The sequence below is a fragment of the uncultured Tateyamaria sp. genome, from assembly GCF_947496075.1.
GTDB lineage: Bacteria > Pseudomonadota > Alphaproteobacteria > Rhodobacterales > Rhodobacteraceae > Tateyamaria.
Genome location: NZ_CANMBJ010000004.1, coordinates 252,802 through 268,130, shown reverse-complemented (window position 1 = coordinate 268,130; position 15,329 = coordinate 252,802). Strand labels below are relative to the sequence as shown.

Annotated in this window: 11 protein-coding genes and 1 tRNA gene; 5 read left to right on the top strand and 7 right to left on the bottom strand. The window is 57.9% G+C overall.

Going from position 1 to position 15,329, the window contains the following annotated elements:
- Window positions 1-24: 24 nt before the first annotated feature.
- Both Q1A51_RS13760 and Q1A51_RS13755 read right to left on the bottom strand, forming a co-directional pair.
- Entirely contained in the window at window positions 25-687 is a 663-nt protein-coding gene (locus tag Q1A51_RS13760; RefSeq protein ID WP_299599926.1) for a hypothetical protein, read from the bottom strand.
- A gap of 273 nt (window positions 688-960) precedes the next feature.
- On the bottom strand, window positions 961-1,656 hold the full coding sequence (locus Q1A51_RS13755; protein WP_299599925.1) for a hypothetical protein: 696 nt from the start codon (window positions 1,654-1,656) through the stop codon (window positions 961-963).
- Between the two features lie 437 nt (window positions 1,657-2,093).
- Here Q1A51_RS13755 and Q1A51_RS13750 point away from each other — a divergent pair, with 437 nt between their 5' ends.
- Window positions 2,094-2,555 (top strand): GNAT family N-acetyltransferase, encoded by a 462-nt coding sequence (locus tag Q1A51_RS13750; RefSeq protein ID WP_299599924.1) that lies wholly within the window; start codon window positions 2,094-2,096, stop codon window positions 2,553-2,555.
- A 42-nt stretch (window positions 2,556-2,597) separates the two neighbouring features.
- Window positions 2,598-2,674 (top strand) — tRNA-Arg (locus Q1A51_RS13745).
- Between the two features lie 937 nt (window positions 2,675-3,611).
- Here Q1A51_RS13745 and Q1A51_RS13740 read toward each other — a convergent pair.
- From Q1A51_RS13740 to Q1A51_RS13725, 4 genes are all read right to left on the bottom strand, one after another.
- Window positions 3,612-4,808, bottom strand: coding sequence for a glycosyltransferase (locus Q1A51_RS13740; protein ID WP_299599923.1), 1,197 nt, complete (start codon window positions 4,806-4,808; stop codon window positions 3,612-3,614).
- Window positions 4,805-5,914 carry a glycosyltransferase gene (locus tag Q1A51_RS13735; protein WP_299599922.1) on the bottom strand — a complete coding sequence of 370 codons (1,110 nt, stop codon included), beginning with the start codon at window positions 5,912-5,914 and terminating at the stop codon, window positions 4,805-4,807. Before Q1A51_RS13735 ends, Q1A51_RS13740 begins: the two co-directional genes overlap by 4 nt.
- A 76-nt stretch (window positions 5,915-5,990) precedes the next feature.
- Window positions 5,991-7,301 carry a polysaccharide pyruvyl transferase family protein gene (locus tag Q1A51_RS13730; RefSeq protein WP_299599921.1) on the bottom strand — a complete coding sequence of 437 codons (1,311 nt, stop codon included), beginning with the start codon at window positions 7,299-7,301 and terminating at the stop codon, window positions 5,991-5,993.
- Between the two features lies 1 nt (window position 7,302).
- Window positions 7,303-8,814 carry a lipopolysaccharide biosynthesis protein gene (locus Q1A51_RS13725; protein WP_299599920.1) on the bottom strand — a complete coding sequence of 504 codons (1,512 nt, stop codon included), beginning with the start codon at window positions 8,812-8,814 and terminating at the stop codon, window positions 7,303-7,305.
- Window positions 8,815-9,167: 353 nt separating this feature from the next.
- Between Q1A51_RS13725 and Q1A51_RS13720 the strand changes: the two genes are divergently transcribed.
- The 3 genes from Q1A51_RS13720 (at window position 9,168) to Q1A51_RS13710 (ending at window position 13,955) form a co-directional block, all read left to right on the top strand.
- The gene (locus Q1A51_RS13720) at window positions 9,168-12,368 is read left to right on the top strand and encodes a glycosyltransferase (RefSeq protein WP_299599919.1); all 3,201 of its coding nucleotides are present in this window, start codon (window positions 9,168-9,170) and stop codon (window positions 12,366-12,368) included.
- 173 nt (window positions 12,369-12,541) lie between these two features.
- Window positions 12,542-12,790 carry a hypothetical protein gene (locus tag Q1A51_RS13715; RefSeq protein ID WP_299206018.1) on the top strand — a complete coding sequence of 83 codons (249 nt, stop codon included), beginning with the start codon at window positions 12,542-12,544 and terminating at the stop codon, window positions 12,788-12,790.
- Window positions 12,791-12,944: 154 nt separating this feature from the next.
- Window positions 12,945-13,955: a glycosyltransferase family 2 protein gene (locus Q1A51_RS13710; protein ID WP_299599918.1), complete on the top strand. Its 1,011-nt coding sequence runs from the start codon at window positions 12,945-12,947 to the stop codon at window positions 13,953-13,955.
- Here the strand turns inward: Q1A51_RS13710 and Q1A51_RS13705 are convergent.
- Complete coding sequence (locus Q1A51_RS13705) at window positions 13,935-15,326, bottom strand: glycosyltransferase (protein WP_299599917.1); 1,392 nt, start codon at window positions 15,324-15,326, stop codon at window positions 13,935-13,937. The two genes, Q1A51_RS13710 and Q1A51_RS13705, sit on opposite strands and share 21 nt — an antisense overlap.
- Window positions 15,327-15,329: the final 3 nt, after the last annotated feature.

Here is a 15,329-nt window from a genome sequence, read left to right as displayed (position 1 = left end):
ACGGCGCCCGATGTGGCGCCGTTTTTATTTGCAGTGTTGGCTCAGATAGCTTGTCATTGCTGCCCGTGTGTTCGCCCGAATATCGGTGCGGTGATAATCCTCGACAAATCGGCCATAGAGTTGTTCGCCTGCAAAGAAGGGGAAGGTTGTGTCATGTTCGATCTGTGGCAGGACGCCACTGGACAGGAAAGCCTGAACATCCTGCGTTGCCAACCCGTGGGTCCGCTCGCTGGGTCGGGCGCTATCGTGGATTTGTTGCCAAACAAGGAACCGCGCCGCTTCGCGCGCCAAGGCACCCCAGTATTCTCCCTGGACGTCGACGCCACAGATGGTGCCGCGGTGGTAGTGCGCATTCATGCCCACATAGTCTCCGTGTGAGGCGGCTTGAACCACTGAACATCCTTTGACGTGATCCTTCTGGACGCGCAGCGCGGCGATCATCCGATCGAGGAGGGCACGGTCCTCCGGCGCAATTGCATCGTGATCGCGGGACAAACAGCGCTTGATCCAGAACCCCGGCCCGAAGGTTGAGCTGCGTCGCCGATCGCCCGGGTAAGTCGCGAGCCAGCGGCCTGCATGTTGCAGGAGTTTCTGACGCGAGCGCCCTTGCGCACCTGCAATTTTCTTATCAAGCCGAGGACCAGGAGCGTGTGACAGGATTGCGATCCCGTCCTCGGGCCATGCCATCAGGCAACGGTTCGCTTGACAGTCGCTATCAGCAAACGTTTTTTCCAGTCTGAATAGTTCGCCGTTCAAACTGCGTACCGTGTGTGCGCGAGCCTCGTTGAAGAAGCGCTTGATCACGACCTTTTCGCCATTCAGCTTTGTGCTGAACACCCAACTTTTGGCTGAGAATTTGAGCGTTTCGAGAATACGAACCGATCGGACACCGGGACGATCTTTCAAATAACGGGTTAATGTCTTCGCCGCACTGATTTCGGTGGATGCAGGTTCGAATTCCTACGGGGCAGCGCGCAAGCCCAGCCGGTCCGGTGAAAAACCCTGATTCGTGAAGACCTGAAGGATATCCATGTCCAAATTGGGGTGGTCGAGGGCGAGGCAAAAGGTGCTGAAGTACCAGTACAGAAAATGTTGGTAATCATGTTGCGCAGACAGCGCACGAGTAAGATGGTCGTGGAATTTTTCGGGATCGATTACTGTTTCGCATACGTGGTGGAAGTCCGACTTGCCGAACAGAATGGCGGGCTTGTGATGAAGGAAACCTTCCAGTGCCACGGCCGAATTAAATGTTACTGTGACAGAGCACGCAGCCAAGATGTCGTGGATGTTTGCGTGTGTTGGGATCAGTTTCAAACCTTCGGCTTGCAGGGCATGGATCATCTGCTGTTCAGCCTTGGGGTTGAAAGACGGGTGCGCCTTGATCACCACCGGCCGATCCTTTGCCTGAGCGGCGACACTGCGCACCATGACCTCAGGATCGCAATGTGCGGTGCCCCAACGTTGTGGTGTGTCACCTTGGAGGAAGATGGCAACACAACCTTCCGGGATTGCGCTACGCTCTTTCGGCTGGTCATAGCGAGACCACCTTCTTTCAACAAAACGGTGTTGCAGATTGTCCCAGAGTTTTTGTGCTTGCCCTTGATCGATTGTCGCTGGATCAAAACGGGCATGCCCGGCAGAGCTGTGGGCCAGCACGCCGCGCGGATCAAGATGGTAGAACGGCGGCAGTTAAGCGAGTGTAGTGTTCAGCACGCCTGGTTGTTGGACCAGTCCGTTTTCGACGATGTGTAAGCAATCCGATTCCAGCAGGTCGGACCAATCCGTTCTAAGCGGATCGCGCAGGCGTTCGTCGCGACTGCGCACCTCGATGTTGCCCCCTCTTGCCGCGATCAAATCCTGAATACGCGCATGCAGCCCAAGGTGTGGCTGGTGATAAAAGGTTCGCGAAAACCTGTGGGAAAGGTGAAGGACGACTTTGGACGTCACGGATCGTTTGGCTCGTGCTGGACTGATGTTGCCTTTGGAGTAGCGGCTTTTGCGTTGCCTGTCCAAAACTGCATTAACGTTCGCCGTCAGACGAAGGACATGACTTTTTTAAGTTTCAAATCCCTGATGCCTTCACTACGTTCGCCATGATGATTGCCATCGATTTGGATACCCCAGCCAACGCTGACATACAGGCGCTGCTTCTGCGCCATTTCGAGCTGATGCGTGCATCGTCGCCTGAGGAAAGTTGTCACGTTATGGAACCTGGCACTTTGCTGGAGCGTGATGTGGTACTGTTTGCTGCACGCGAAGGTGAGATTGTCATGGGTGTGGGGGCAATGGCCATCATTGAACCCGGCCATGGCGAGTTGAAATCGATGCACACGGCAGCCGAAGCGCGGGGGCGTGGCGTGGCGCGCGCCGTGCTGAAGGCGTTGCTGGACCACGCACGGGGCATTGAACTGACCCGCGTCAGCCTTGAAACAGGATCGGCGGATATGTTTGCGCCCGCCCGCGCGCTTTACGCAGCGCATGGATTCACCGAGTGCCCGCCCTTTGGCGACTATGTTGTGGATCCACTGAGTGTTTTCATGACACGGCAGCTTTGAACGCTTGCCCTGTAGGCCGCACTGCGGCATGACAACACCAGCGGTCCCTTAGCTCAACTGGATAGAGCAGCTGACTTCTAATCAGCAGGTTGAGGGTTCGAGTCCTTCAGGGATCGCCAATAATTTCAATTGCCAATGTAGCATAAGATTGCACGAATTCTCGGTTTGTTCTGCACACCCCAAGTCAAGTAAAAAAGCTACTACGTCAGACTTCACTGTGGATAAGCCCCGCAAGTGACTGATTTTACTTGCAACCTAAAAAATTCTTAGGGCGCTTTACGTCAAGATATGACCTTTGCTGGACTGTATTCGAAATCGGTAATTCTGATTGCCATTGATCTCATTGGCGTTGAAACAGTGCCGGAGTGGTATCGCACTCTGATAAAGGCGAAGCCTCAAGGGCATCGTTTTTGCTTTCATTGAGCCGGAAGGTCCATCCTTCCCTGCGGGCTTGGCAAATGTCTACATCAACACCTTGAGTGCCGTCACAATGTTACACGCATCAGGGCGGATTGCAGACCTTCGCTGCAGACGCGACCTGAAATCAACTGCCCCCAAAGCGGACGTTGAAGCTGGCAGGCGGGATGTTCTGGTCTTGGAGGGCGGAAAGCGGTTGTTCGCTGCGGGTGCCAACGCCACCTATCCGAACGAATGAACGTCGGCACGCCGCGCATGATGAACAGGTCACTCACGACATCGATGACATTGCCTGAGTTGAGCTTGCGGTGTTTAGGAAAACGGAAGACCCAGGATGGTTATCAAAGAACTGAAGCCAGGGGAGATTGCACGAGTTTACGGCAAACTTAGCTGCTCAAAGGGCAAGGTATGCCGCACCTTGATGCAATACGGCAGATTACAAACGCAATGAAGGTATATTTGTCAGGCTTTCGGAAATCAGATGGCTTCCAGCTCGGTTGTTACGAAGCTTTCCTAAAATGCACAAAAGGACAAAAAATACCACTTGAGGCTTCGCTTGCGGTAACCCCGAACCGGCGCGCAAACCGATACCACAGAGGGCAAGCGCTTGCTCTGCACATCGGACTGTGGTGTTCCAATTCACTTGACGACAGGTACTGACATCTTGATCGCGGCGTCTTGGGGCACAGCCGTCAGCATTTCGCATCGTCCTATAAGACGTGCATTTTGTCGATCCTCGTTGAATTTACTCTCAATCTTTCCCCGCGCCGCTCTAGCCATAGTGGCAGCCATCTGCGGGTTCTGAACAAGTGAAAGGATGTTTGCGTAAAGCCCTTCCACATCCCTCTCGTCCGAAAGAAAGCCGGTGTCGCCGTGGGAAACAAGTTCCGGTATTCCAGAGTGGCGGGTCGTGCAGACCGGAGTACCTAGCGCCATCGCTTCCATCAGCGTCACGGGGATACCCTCCTGATCGCCATCAGCTGCGGTTACACTTGGCGCCAGCAACGCATCGGCCTTTGACATGCGTTGCAACACCTCTTCATGGGGCAGGGCTCCCACAAAACTCACACGGCTCTCGAGCCCTGCCAGCGCGACCTGAGCTTTCAGTGCTGCCGCCAGGGGGCCTTCGCCGCCTATGTCATAACGCCAATCAATCTCGGGATGGCGGTCATGCAGAAGAGCAAGTGCGTCAATGGCAACATCAAGGCCCTTCTTTTCAACCAGTCTGCAGACACTGAGAAATCGCAATGCGCCCTCGCGGTCTGGGATCGAGAACTGATATCGCGAAACTGGAATCCCGAGATGATGGCTTTCAACGCGCGCGTCAGGGGCTCCGCAGGAGATCAGCTGTTTTGCGAAGGGAGTGTTGACCGTCAGATGAAGATCACCTTCGGCAAAGAGGTCCTGGTAGCGTGCCATGCGGTCTCGGCGTAGCTCGACACTGACATCGCGACCGTGAAAAACGGTCACCAATGGCGGTCGCTGTCGCCATCCGCGCTGTGCCCTTGCCACTGCAGCCCCCCGATAGCCGAAGTGGGCGATGACGAAATCAGCGTCGATCTGGCGGCGCCAAGCATCCCGATCTAGCCGCGCAACCAGCCGATCACGCAGCGCGGTCGGAAGAAATGTCAAAAGACTGACCTTGGGCGACGGCCAGATCACGATACGCACCCGGCGAAGCGCTTCCCGATCCTCGGGCGACAAGAGGGTATCCGCTTCCATGGCTTTGCAGATCACGGTGACATCATGCCCGTTGCGCACGGCATGAAGCACCTGCGAGGTCACGAAAGTCTGCGACAGCGCCGGAAAGCTAGAGACGCAGAAGCTGATCTTCAAAACAGAGCTCCGTATCCCACCGCGCCGTCCGGGATCGGCTGTTGCGGCAGGGCTGTCTCGAGTGTTTGGATGAATGTCCTATACTGCTGCTCGAAATCCAGTTCGGGTCGGCGCGCATAGGTTACCGCCCGTTCGGATAGGGTGGTGTAGGCGTCCGTATCGGACCATAGTTCTCGAAGCGCTGATACCCAATCTTCAATCGATGCATCGTGTGGCAAGACCACACCGCCCGGCCCGATCGCCTGGGGCAGACCGCCCCGGTCGGAGCCGATCACTGGAATGCCGCTGCAATGTGCCTCTGACGCAACCCGGCCCCACGCCTCTTCCCATTGGCTTGGCGCAAGAAGGATATTTGTCCGTCCGTAGACTTTGGACATGTCAGACGTTCGGCGCATGAATGTGACGTTCGAAAGGGCGTCGATTTCAGTCATGATTTGCTTGAACTGCTCATCCCAGAGCGTCCAGGCTTCTACGAACAGGAAGGGGATGTCCGGGCAGGCGCGGGCCATGTCCCGCGCTATCTCGTAGCCCTTCTTGGGGTGGATATTGATCAGTGTCACAAACTCGCGCGTGGTATCGCAGCGATACTTCTCAAAATCTATTGTTGGGGTGATCACCGTGCAGTCAATGCCGTAGGCGTCGCGATATGCCTGTGCCGTGAAATCGGAATTGGCGATGAAACGCGCGCCTGGAATGGTGCTGACATCTCCATCGTTCTCATCAAATTCTACATTCCGCAGATAAAGAACAACAGGTACGCCCAAGCGTGCAAAAGCGTGCCCAAGTGCTGCTGATCGCCGGGTCTGGATCACCACGACATCGGGCCTGAATCTTGCCACCGCGGCTTCGATCCGCACCGGATCCAACGGCTCCCATGTGCGCATGACTTCGTAGCCTTGCGTACGGTCGATGCTGAATGGCCGACCTGTCATTTTCCGCTGCACCTTCATGCGGAACCCAAACACACCGCGCCCGGAAAACCCGCAATAGACGGCGGCGGTGTGGCCCTCGGCCATGCTCTGTCGAATAAGATGATCGGTGCTGTTCTGTGTGCCACCGCTGGCTTCCGGCAGCCATCCGTTTCCACCAGCAAAGAGAATACGCATGACGACTCCTATGTTGTGCGGGTCGCGACGACCCGTGAGTGGCAAATGGGGGGCGGTCTGTAACAGTCTTTCCAAGTCACCCCAGACCCACCCCGCGTTCGGCCAGCGCGCGCTTAAGCGCTGCGCCAGCGGATTTGGCGGATGCCTGAAGCCGCGGAGCGGCCTCTTCCTGTTTGGCCGCGACCTCGTCAAGGGAGACGAGCCAGTCCAGCACCCGGTTGGTAAACGACGCCGGCTCAATCTCTCCGATTGGGGTCACGAGTTCCGGCAAACCCAGTTCTTCGAAGGTTTCCTCGAATTTCGGCTCGTAGGATATCGGCAGGACCGGGGTGTTCGCGCAAATCGACAGAATTGCCATATGCAGCCTGCAAGCAATCAGACCGTCAAAGGTCTGCAAGACCTGGATCAACTCGTGTGGCGTATGAAAATCGCGGTTTACCCTGACATGGGCGGCAACATCTGGTGGTAGCTCGGCAACGAATTCGGCGGCAACCGCGGAATCGTCCGTCCAGTATTCGGGGATGCCCTGACAGGTCGATATGAAGGTAATTTCGGCACCCTTGTCGCGGACCAGGGTGGTGATTGCCGCAAGAATGGACTGCCTGAAATGGGCAGCCCCTGTTTCGGTGTCGCGGGCACCATAAAATTTGAGTTTGCGAACCGCCACGGCGATGCGCAGCCGATCATCCTCTCTACGACCTGACCGCTGGCGTCGGGCCGCAAGTGAGGTCGGACCTGATGTCCAAAGGGCAAAGACTGAATCGGACACGGTTTTGATGTGATCCGAACGCCCGATCAGGGCGTGCACATGCGCCTTCGACGTGTCGTGACGCACGAGGATCAGTTCCATCTTGTCCAATTGCGGCGCCAGATGCCTTGATCGAAAGTCATCGGCAAAAGCCTCGAAGGACTGGGTGAATGCAGCGACCGGCTTGCCCAGCTGATAGTCCTTGTGAAACTCAACTATTCGTCGACCGTAGTCATATTTGCTCAGCAGATATGTGCCGCCGGTGGTAAGAACGAAGTCGGCATCGAGATAGGGTTGGATGGCGCGCATCACGGGTGTCGGCAGCGGCAGTCCCACCGACGCCAGTATCCGCGTTAGGGTTACGGACGCCGACATGTAGACCTTTCGCACCATCAGATATCGGCGGTACTTCCCGAAGAGGGCCGCCGCGAGTCGAATGGACGGAGCGCGGTCCATTAGAAAAGATGGCAACGGGATGAAGTCGATGTCCGGGTAGTAGCGTGCGATGCTTGGCATGCCGGAGTCGGCAAACCTAAGCTCTGCATTCGGGAAGCTTTCAGTGACGATTTCGCGCAGGGCAATGCCGATCGCACTGTCGCCACCGTTCATGAAAACACAGTTCTCGATGATGATACGCATGTCAGATCGCGCCTTTCTCGGCACGCATGCGCTGTGCCATCGCGGAGAGGCCGCGTACTTCGGCAAGAACCTCACGACCGAAGGGGGTGAGGGCCAAGAGACCCGCAAACATGGCGTAGCAAAGTGCAGTGCCGCTCAGAAGCCGCAACACGGCAGTCTCGGGTAACAGGTCCTGAATGAGCAGCATCGCTACATAGGTCAGCATGCCCGCACAGAACAGCGGGGCAATGCGGCTGCGTATGCTGTCAAACCCGATCGGTCCCTTGCGGCAGATCAGGACCCAAAGCGGGATCAGTTTGGCCATACTGGCTGCCGCATAGGCCGAAGCCATCTGTACCACGCCGTACTGCACGCTCCACAAGAAGACTGCGCAACTGATCAGCGCTGATGTGAGCCCCCACCAAGCCATCTCGGTGGTCCGTCCCTGGCTGATGAACAACCATCCTGTCGGATTTGCCAAAGCCTGTGACAGACCCGCGATCCCCAGAGCAGCGAAGATCGGCGCGCTTTCCGCCCATTGCGCGCCCAGAAGAAACGGGACTGCCGTATCCGCCATTGCGGTCAGGGCTGCGACAGCGGGTAGAACGGCGAGTTGCATCAATCCGAAGACGCGGAAAAACATGTGGGCATAGCGCTGCGGTTCGTCTTGTAGCCGGGACAGAACGGGCACCATGACCTGCGACAGCGGCTGTGCGACGCGGTTCAGGGGAAACAGCAGCAGCTTGTAGGCCCGGTCATAAAGCCCGAGGGCCGCTCCGCCCCAAACCCGCCCGATCAGGATGCTGTCGAGGTTGCGCGAGAAGAAATTTGCCAGCTTGAAGCCGGTTACGCCTGCTCCGAAGCCAACCAGATCTCTGGTGCCTTCGGCGACTGCCGGGCGGGACGGGGTCCAGGGCACCCAGAACCACACCATGACCGCGCCGATAAGCCCGCCTGCAATCGTGCCGGCAACCAATGCCCAGGGGCTGGGATCAATAAGTGCCCAACCGATCGAGACCGACAGGGTCGTGACCGCAACTACACCGGCGTTTATCGCAATACGGCCAAAAGCCATTTGGCGGTTCAAAAGGGCGAAGTGCTGGGCGCCCAGGGCCGTGACGACCATATTGAGCGCCAGGGCCCGGATAAGCCATGTCAGGTCCGGTTCGTTGTAAAACTGTGCCACGAGCGGTGCCATGAGCATCAGGAAAACCGTCAGCGCGACGCTCAAGCTCATGTTGATCCAGAAGAGCGCATTCAGTTGTCCATATGTCAGGCTGCGCCGCTGAATGACCGCTTGCAAAAGACCCATGTCCCTGAACATCGAAAGGAACGCGATTATTGGGCCGATCATTGCAATCAGGCCGATGTCCCGAGGCGTCAGTAATCGGGATAGGACAATCACTGATCCGATCTGACACCCTACGGTGACCCCTTGGCTGAGCGCTGTATGGAACGTGCCGCGTGCAACGGTGCTACCATAGCTGCTCTGCTTTGCGGTTTCGACAATCGTGTCGGGCGGATGCTGTGCCATGCCGTGTCTCAAATGAACCGGCTTTGTGCCGTTGGCTCGACCTGATCACAGTACGCCGCTGGACACCCGCCCTTTTGCAGTTGCAGCATTCCTTTCAGCAGCTTCTCGCCCGCCCGCGGTCGGCAAGAGCAAGATCCTGCAAGAAATCTAGGCTCATACCTGTCCAGCTGCTTCTCAAACCGGCAACGCTGACGTGTTGATGCCAGGGCGGCCGGATTATCCTGCGATGCTCGTTTTCTTGCTTATGGCGGGGCAGGGAATCGGCTGGCCTTCGCCTCCTTCGGGGACCCCCTTTGACTTGCTCCAAGCGCCATGGGTACTCCGAAAACGCTCCGCTAGCGCTAGGTGGCAGAATGAAAAAGACGGGTGTTGTACCCCAAAGCAGTGCACGAGACCACTCGTCGGATCACGGGCCCCGGATCTTGTATCTGGCGCACGACCTAAGCGATGCAGCCATTTGGCGACGGGTCGAGATGTTGCGCTTGGGCGGTGCGCAGGTGACGCTTGCAGGTTTTCGGCGCGGTGAGGGCGCGTTGCCCGGAGATGCGCTGGTTCTGGGGCGGACTCACAATGCGAGAATGCTGCAGCGCGCGCTTGAGGTGCTGCGACAACGTTTGAGATTGAAGCGAAACCTTGCTGGTGTTGGATCTTACGACATCCTTCTTTGCAGAAATCTTGAGGTGCTGGCCTTGGCGGTCCCGCTTCACCGAACATCACCGAGCGGGCACCCCGCTACGTTGATCTACGAAGTCCTCGATATCCACCGGCTCATGGTGGGGTCTGGGTGGGCAGCGCGCGGCCTGCGATGGCTGGAACGTCGCCTGTGTCGGGATGTCGATAAGCTGATCGTGTCGTCTCCCGGTTTCTTGCGGGAGTATTTCGACGTGTATCACCGCCCCGGGGTCCCGGCCTTGTTGGTCGAAAACAAGGTCATGACCCAAGACCTCGGGGAAATGCCCATCGTCCAGCCACGCCCACCGCTCTCACCTGCTGAGCCCGTTCACATCGGTTGGTTTGGTATTCTCAGATGTGCGTTTTCGCTGCGATGCCTCGATGCGCTGACCCGCGCCAGTCCGGGGCGGTATCGGGTCGTGTTGCGCGGTCGTCCGGCGCTCGACGAGCTGACTGACTTCCATGATGTTGTAGCGCGAAATCCTGACCTCATTTTTGGTGGCCCCTATCGATACCCCGAAGATCTGAGCCAGATCTATGGCGAGGTCGATCTGGCTTGGTTGGTCGACCGATACGACGCGGGAAGCAATTCGGATTGGCTGTTGCCGAACCGACTTTATGAAAGCGGCCTGAATCAAGTACCCGCAATCGCACTCGAAGGAACCGAGATCGCACAGCGGCTGCGCGCTCTCGAGATCGGGCTGATACTTCCGGAGGCCAGTGAGGCCGCTGTCATAGAAGCATTGGATGCGATGGACGACGAGCAGCTTGCTGACCTTCGGGCGCGGCAGCGGTCCGTCCCATCTGACACCTGGCGCGCTAGCGAAGTCGAGGCTCGCGCACTGGTGGAGGAAATCGCCCCCACCAGCGAGGCCACGGTGGAAAAGACGACCGATCTTGATCGCGGCGGCGTTCTAATCGTCATACCGACGCTGAATGAAGCCGCGTATATTGCGGGCGTCATTGACGGGCTCAAACCTTTTCTCGACCGGCGTCTGAGTTGCGATGCGCCGACCCGCCTCGTCATCGCCGATGGTGGTTCTACAGACGGGACCGTCGATATCGTGACTGATCAGATTGCCTCCGTGTCGCGGTTCGATATTCATGTGCTGCACAACTCGGCCCGCTTGCAAAGCGCGGGCGTCAATCGTGCTTGCGAAGCGTTTGGCGAGGACATGCGCTGGCTCGTACGTCTCGACGCCCACTCGGTCTATCCTCAGGACTACGTGGATGTGCTTCTGGAGGAGGCGGAGCGCACAGCTGCGCAGAGTGTCGTTGTCGCCATGCATGCGACCGGAAACACACTGGTGCAGCGCGCCATCGCTCTCACTCAGAACGCGCGTCTGGGCAACGGCGGTTCGGCGCACCGAAGCGCTGGCTCTGGCACATTTGTTGATCACGGGCATCATGCACTGATGCAGCTCGCGGCTTTCCGCACGGTCGGCGGCTATGATGAGAGCTTCTCGCACAATGAGGATGCGGAGCTGGACATGCGCCTGACCAAGGCAGGCTATAAGATATGGCTCACGTCGCGGACTCGGTTGGACTACATGCCTCGAAAGACCCTTCTGGCTCTGGCGCGGCAGTATCTCAACTTTGGCAGCGGTCGTGCCCGCACGGTACTGAAACATCGCCTGAAGCCACGGCTGAGGCAGATGGTTATGGTAGCCGTCGCACCTGCGGTCGCGGCCTCCGCTCTGGCCTTCGCGGTTCCTGTCTTCGCGCTGCCCGCTGCGGTTTGGGTTGCGGCTTGTCTGATCGGCGCGTTCGGATTGGCCTATGCGCGCCGTGATCCACTTGCTCTGGCAGCAGCGCCCATCGCCATGATCATGCATTTTTCCTGGTCACTGGGTTTCTGGCGGCAGCTGCTGGTCCCCAAAGTGACCCCGCACCCGCCAGAGCCGATCACGGAGGTACCCGGTGCAGGTGCCCCGCTCGACGTTACCGTTGCCGTGGGCATTTGTACCTTCCAGCGCCCCTCTTTGATTGAGACGCTTACCTCTCTTGACGCACAGGCTTTGCCCGATGGCCTGAGGTTGTCCATCATCGTTGCCGATAATGACATCACGCCAAGCGCGAAGGAGGCCGTTGCCACGTTCTCGAAGCAGACAAGGCACCTGATCACCTATGTGCACGCGCCGTCGGGCAACATCTCGATCGCGCGGAACGCCATACTGGATAAGGTTGACCGTCAAGGTCTGCAAATCTGCGCGTTTATAGACGATGACGAATTGGCGCATCCGAAGTGGCTGGCCAAACTGTTTGAGCGGCTGTCGACCGGAGGGGCCGACGTGGTGGTTGGGCCAACCCGCGCTGTCTATGCCGTTGAGGCGCCGGAGTGGATGCGGCACCTTCGGATCCACGACACCCAGCCCGAACTCGGGCCCGATGGCCGGCCAATCGCCGGGCACAGTTGCAATGTTCTGATGGATCTCGGGCATCCAGCGCTGGCTGGTCGTCGTTTTGATCTCGACCGCGGGGTCTCGGGTGGCGAAGATACAGCGTTTTTTGCAGATGCCATGCGTGCTGGTGCGCGACTTGCCTTTGCGCCCCTGGCCCATGTCGACGAGACGGTACCTGAATCGCGGATGACGTTTTCCTGGTTGTTCCGGCGCCGCTTTAGAATGGGCCAGACCCATGGCAGTCTGTTGCGCAGAGCCGATGATCCGACGAAGGGCTGGGTGGCCTTGCCGTTGGCGGGTGCAAAAGTCGCGTATTGCGCCATGCTTGCCCTTATGACTTTGCCCTTCGACAGATATAGAAACGCCAACCTGCTACGGGGTGCATTGCATCTTGGGACGATGTCATCCTTGCTGGGTTTGCGCACTGTCGCGATCTACGGTCACACACAGCGTGACCGCGACGGGCTACCTTCAAATTGAAGGCGGAAGGTGATCAGCTGCTTCAGCTGACATGCCTCAAGTGGGGTGGCCGGTAATCTTCTTGCGCGAGAGCCGGCAAAATGTAATTGGTTGGAAACCTCTGTTCGTCAAAAACACGAAACGATTGATGGCTGTGCCTCAACCGTATCGCAAATTCAGCATCTGGAGCGTTGATGCGAATATCAGTTTTTTTGATAGCTCTCCTTGTTTCAGGCCTCGCTGCGACAGTTTTGGGTATCCTGGCTGGATTCAAAGCCATTACCCTCGTTCTGTTTGTGATTGCGGTCGTCGTGGCGGTGCAGTTGGCTTATCTCGGGTTGATAGCGCTGCGCGTCGCGGAACGAAAACACGAGATCTCGCAGAGCGGCAAAGTGACTCGAAAAGCGTCCTCGAAACACGCATCTTCAGAAAGCGATCTCTGACGCGGCAAACTGCTAAACTTGCCATCATCAGCGGCGGTTAGATGCCTGTTGATCGCCAACGTCCTTTATCTGTCATAGACATGGTTCACGCGTAGATTATTGTTTTCATGGCGTCCCGGTGGGCGTTGCTCCAAGATTATCAGACAGAGGGCCTATGCAACGAAGCGTAACGGTCATCATTGCCGCCTATAATGCGCAAGACACGCTTGCACGGGCTATCCGATCCGCATTGTCCCAACCCGAGACCCTTGAGGTCATTGTGGTAGACGACAAGTCGCTGGATGCGACCGCCGCCGTCGCATTTGAAGAGGCCAAGGCCGACGCGCGTGTCCGGCTTCTCACTGCGGAAATCAACCAAGGGCCGGCGGCGGCGCGCAACCGGGCTTTGGACGCTGCCACCGCCGACTTTGTCGCAATTCTGGACGCTGATGATGTGTTCCTGCCGGGAAGGCTCAGCCGCCTCATGGCCTGTGATGACGCTGAGATGCTGGCGGACAATATTGCTTTTGTCACAACCGACAGGATCGGCGGGCTGATGGATCGGACATGGCCTGACATCACACCCGATTTCCAGACGCTGGGGATCACGCAGTTCGTCCTCGGGAACCTGCGCAGAAAGAATGTCGCCAGAGGTGAGCTTGGTTTTCTCAAGCCTGTGATGTCACGCAAGTTTCTGAACCGTCACGGTCTGCGATATGATACCCGCCTGCGGCTCGGAGAGGACTACGATCTTTTTTTGCGTGCGTTGCTTGCTGGCGCGCGGCTGAAATTTACACGTCGCCCTGGATACGCAGCCGCGATAAGAAGGACCTCGCTCAGCGCGCAGCACGGTGCGGCAGAGCTTTCTGAAATGCATGATCGGCTGGTTGCTCATTTGCAAATGGATGGGCTGTCTCCCGCTCTCACTCAAGCCATGCAGGCGCATCGTGATGAGGTTCGGCGCAAACGCGACCACCGTGTGTTTCTGGATCTGCGCCGCGAAAAGGGGGCTTGGGTCGCCTTGCGTTACCTGTTTGGTGCCACAAACCGGATCTGGCCGATCGCACGCCAAATCATGTCGGACAAACTCGGATGGACTGCTATGGCCGGTGATGCGGCACCGGCCATTGATGTCAGGTTGCTCTTGCCGCCAACAGGACAGCCGTCAGTTGCGGTCCACCAATAGTGCGACCTCGGCGCCGGGCGGGACAGCTGCATGCCTAGCATTTTCACGTTTGAGCCGTACGTGGGCTGACTTCCAGAGCGGGACATACCCAAGGGCGTCCAGACCTGCGGCACCATCAGCAATAATATCGGATTGACCAACGCTGGCGAGACGTGCGAGGCGGCTGGCCAAGGCCCGATGCGCGCTCCAGTCTCGTTTGGAACTGTCTTGCGCGGTCACTGGAATGCGCAATGCACCCGGGGACGCTGGGATCTGCTCAACCATATCGGTTTCGGCGAGCACAATCGTGTGCGGAAATACCCGCCGATCCATATTATTCTCTGACCGCCTGCGCCTTTTCCGATCCAAAAGGCTGGTTACGAGATCGCCGATGAGCACTGGATCGCGCAGGACCCGCCCCGCAGCGTCAAACACCTTACGCGTCTTGATCGCATCGACAAGCCTTTGATACCGAAGCGCACGATCCAGTGCCGCCCCACGTGCGCGCAGGGCCTGCTGCAGATCGGGAGTATTGGTATGGAGTCTGGCAGCGTCGGCTGCCAACCGCTGATGGGCCTTCAGAAGACCCAACAGGACGGGCATCGACAGACGATTGGATATCGATTTTCCGTGCTGACGATAGAGATAGAGCGGCGCCGGGATGACCAAAAATCTGGCATCTGCCAACAGCAATCGCGCGTACAGGTCGAAGTCTTCGCCAACCCTCAGTGTTTCGTCATAACGCAGCGAACCAAGTGTCTGGCGATGGATCATCGGCTTGAGATAGCCAAATGATCCGAGGCCCGAGGTAACGCCGTCGCTCCGCACCAGTTCAGCAGGCGTCAATTGCAAGGACCCGGTCAGATGCCTGCCATCAAGCAACGTGCGCCCGGCCAGCGGCGCCGATCCGAAGCTCACCAGATCATCAGCGATGACATTGGCCCCAAGCGCACGTGCGGCCGCCAGCAGCCGTTCGATCCGCCGAGGATGCAGGAGGTCATCGGCATCCACCACGGCTACCCATGTTCCCCGCGCGGCATCAAGGGCTGTATTTCTGGCACCGGCCGGGCCGACATTGTTGTCCCTGGCGATAACTCTCAGCCTTTTATCGCCGGATTTCAGTCGCTCCAGGATCGTCAGGCTGTCATCATCAGAAGCATCATCGGCCACGATCAGTTCGAGGTTCTGGTACGACTGTGACAGAACGGAGGTAACCGCTGCCTCCAAATGGCGCGACCCATTGAAATTCGACATGATGACGGACACCAAAGGTGCCTGCGCCATATGTTGAGACGGAGCAGCATCCGAACTGTTGTCGGGGACACAAGCCCGTTTTCCGGTATCTGTGGAGCACGTCTCGGCTCGCGTTACAGTGCCGCTGGGCAACGTCATTCC

Coding starts and splice junctions, on each gene's coding strand:
- Q1A51_RS13750 (WP_299599924.1), top strand. CDS start 2,094: ATGATGATTGCCATCGATTTGGATACCCCAGCCAACGCTGACATACAG.
- Q1A51_RS13730 (WP_299599921.1), bottom strand. CDS start 7,301: ATGCGTATCATCATCGAGAACTGTGTTTTCATGAACGGTGGCGACAGT.
- Q1A51_RS13735 (WP_299599922.1), bottom strand. CDS start 5,914: ATGCGTATTCTCTTTGCTGGTGGAAACGGATGGCTGCCGGAAGCCAGC.
- Q1A51_RS13725 (WP_299599920.1), bottom strand. CDS start 8,814: ATGGCACAGCATCCGCCCGACACGATTGTCGAAACCGCAAAGCAGAGC.
- Q1A51_RS13710 (WP_299599918.1), top strand. CDS start 12,945: ATGCAACGAAGCGTAACGGTCATCATTGCCGCCTATAATGCGCAAGAC.
- Q1A51_RS13705 (WP_299599917.1), bottom strand. CDS start 15,326: ATGACGTTGCCCAGCGGCACTGTAACGCGAGCCGAGACGTGCTCCACA.
- Q1A51_RS13715 (WP_299206018.1), top strand. CDS start 12,542: ATGCGAATATCAGTTTTTTTGATAGCTCTCCTTGTTTCAGGCCTCGCT.
- Q1A51_RS13760 (WP_299599926.1), bottom strand. CDS start 687: ATGGCATGGCCCGAGGACGGGATCGCAATCCTGTCACACGCTCCTGGT.
- Q1A51_RS13720 (WP_299599919.1), top strand. CDS start 9,168: ATGAAAAAGACGGGTGTTGTACCCCAAAGCAGTGCACGAGACCACTCG.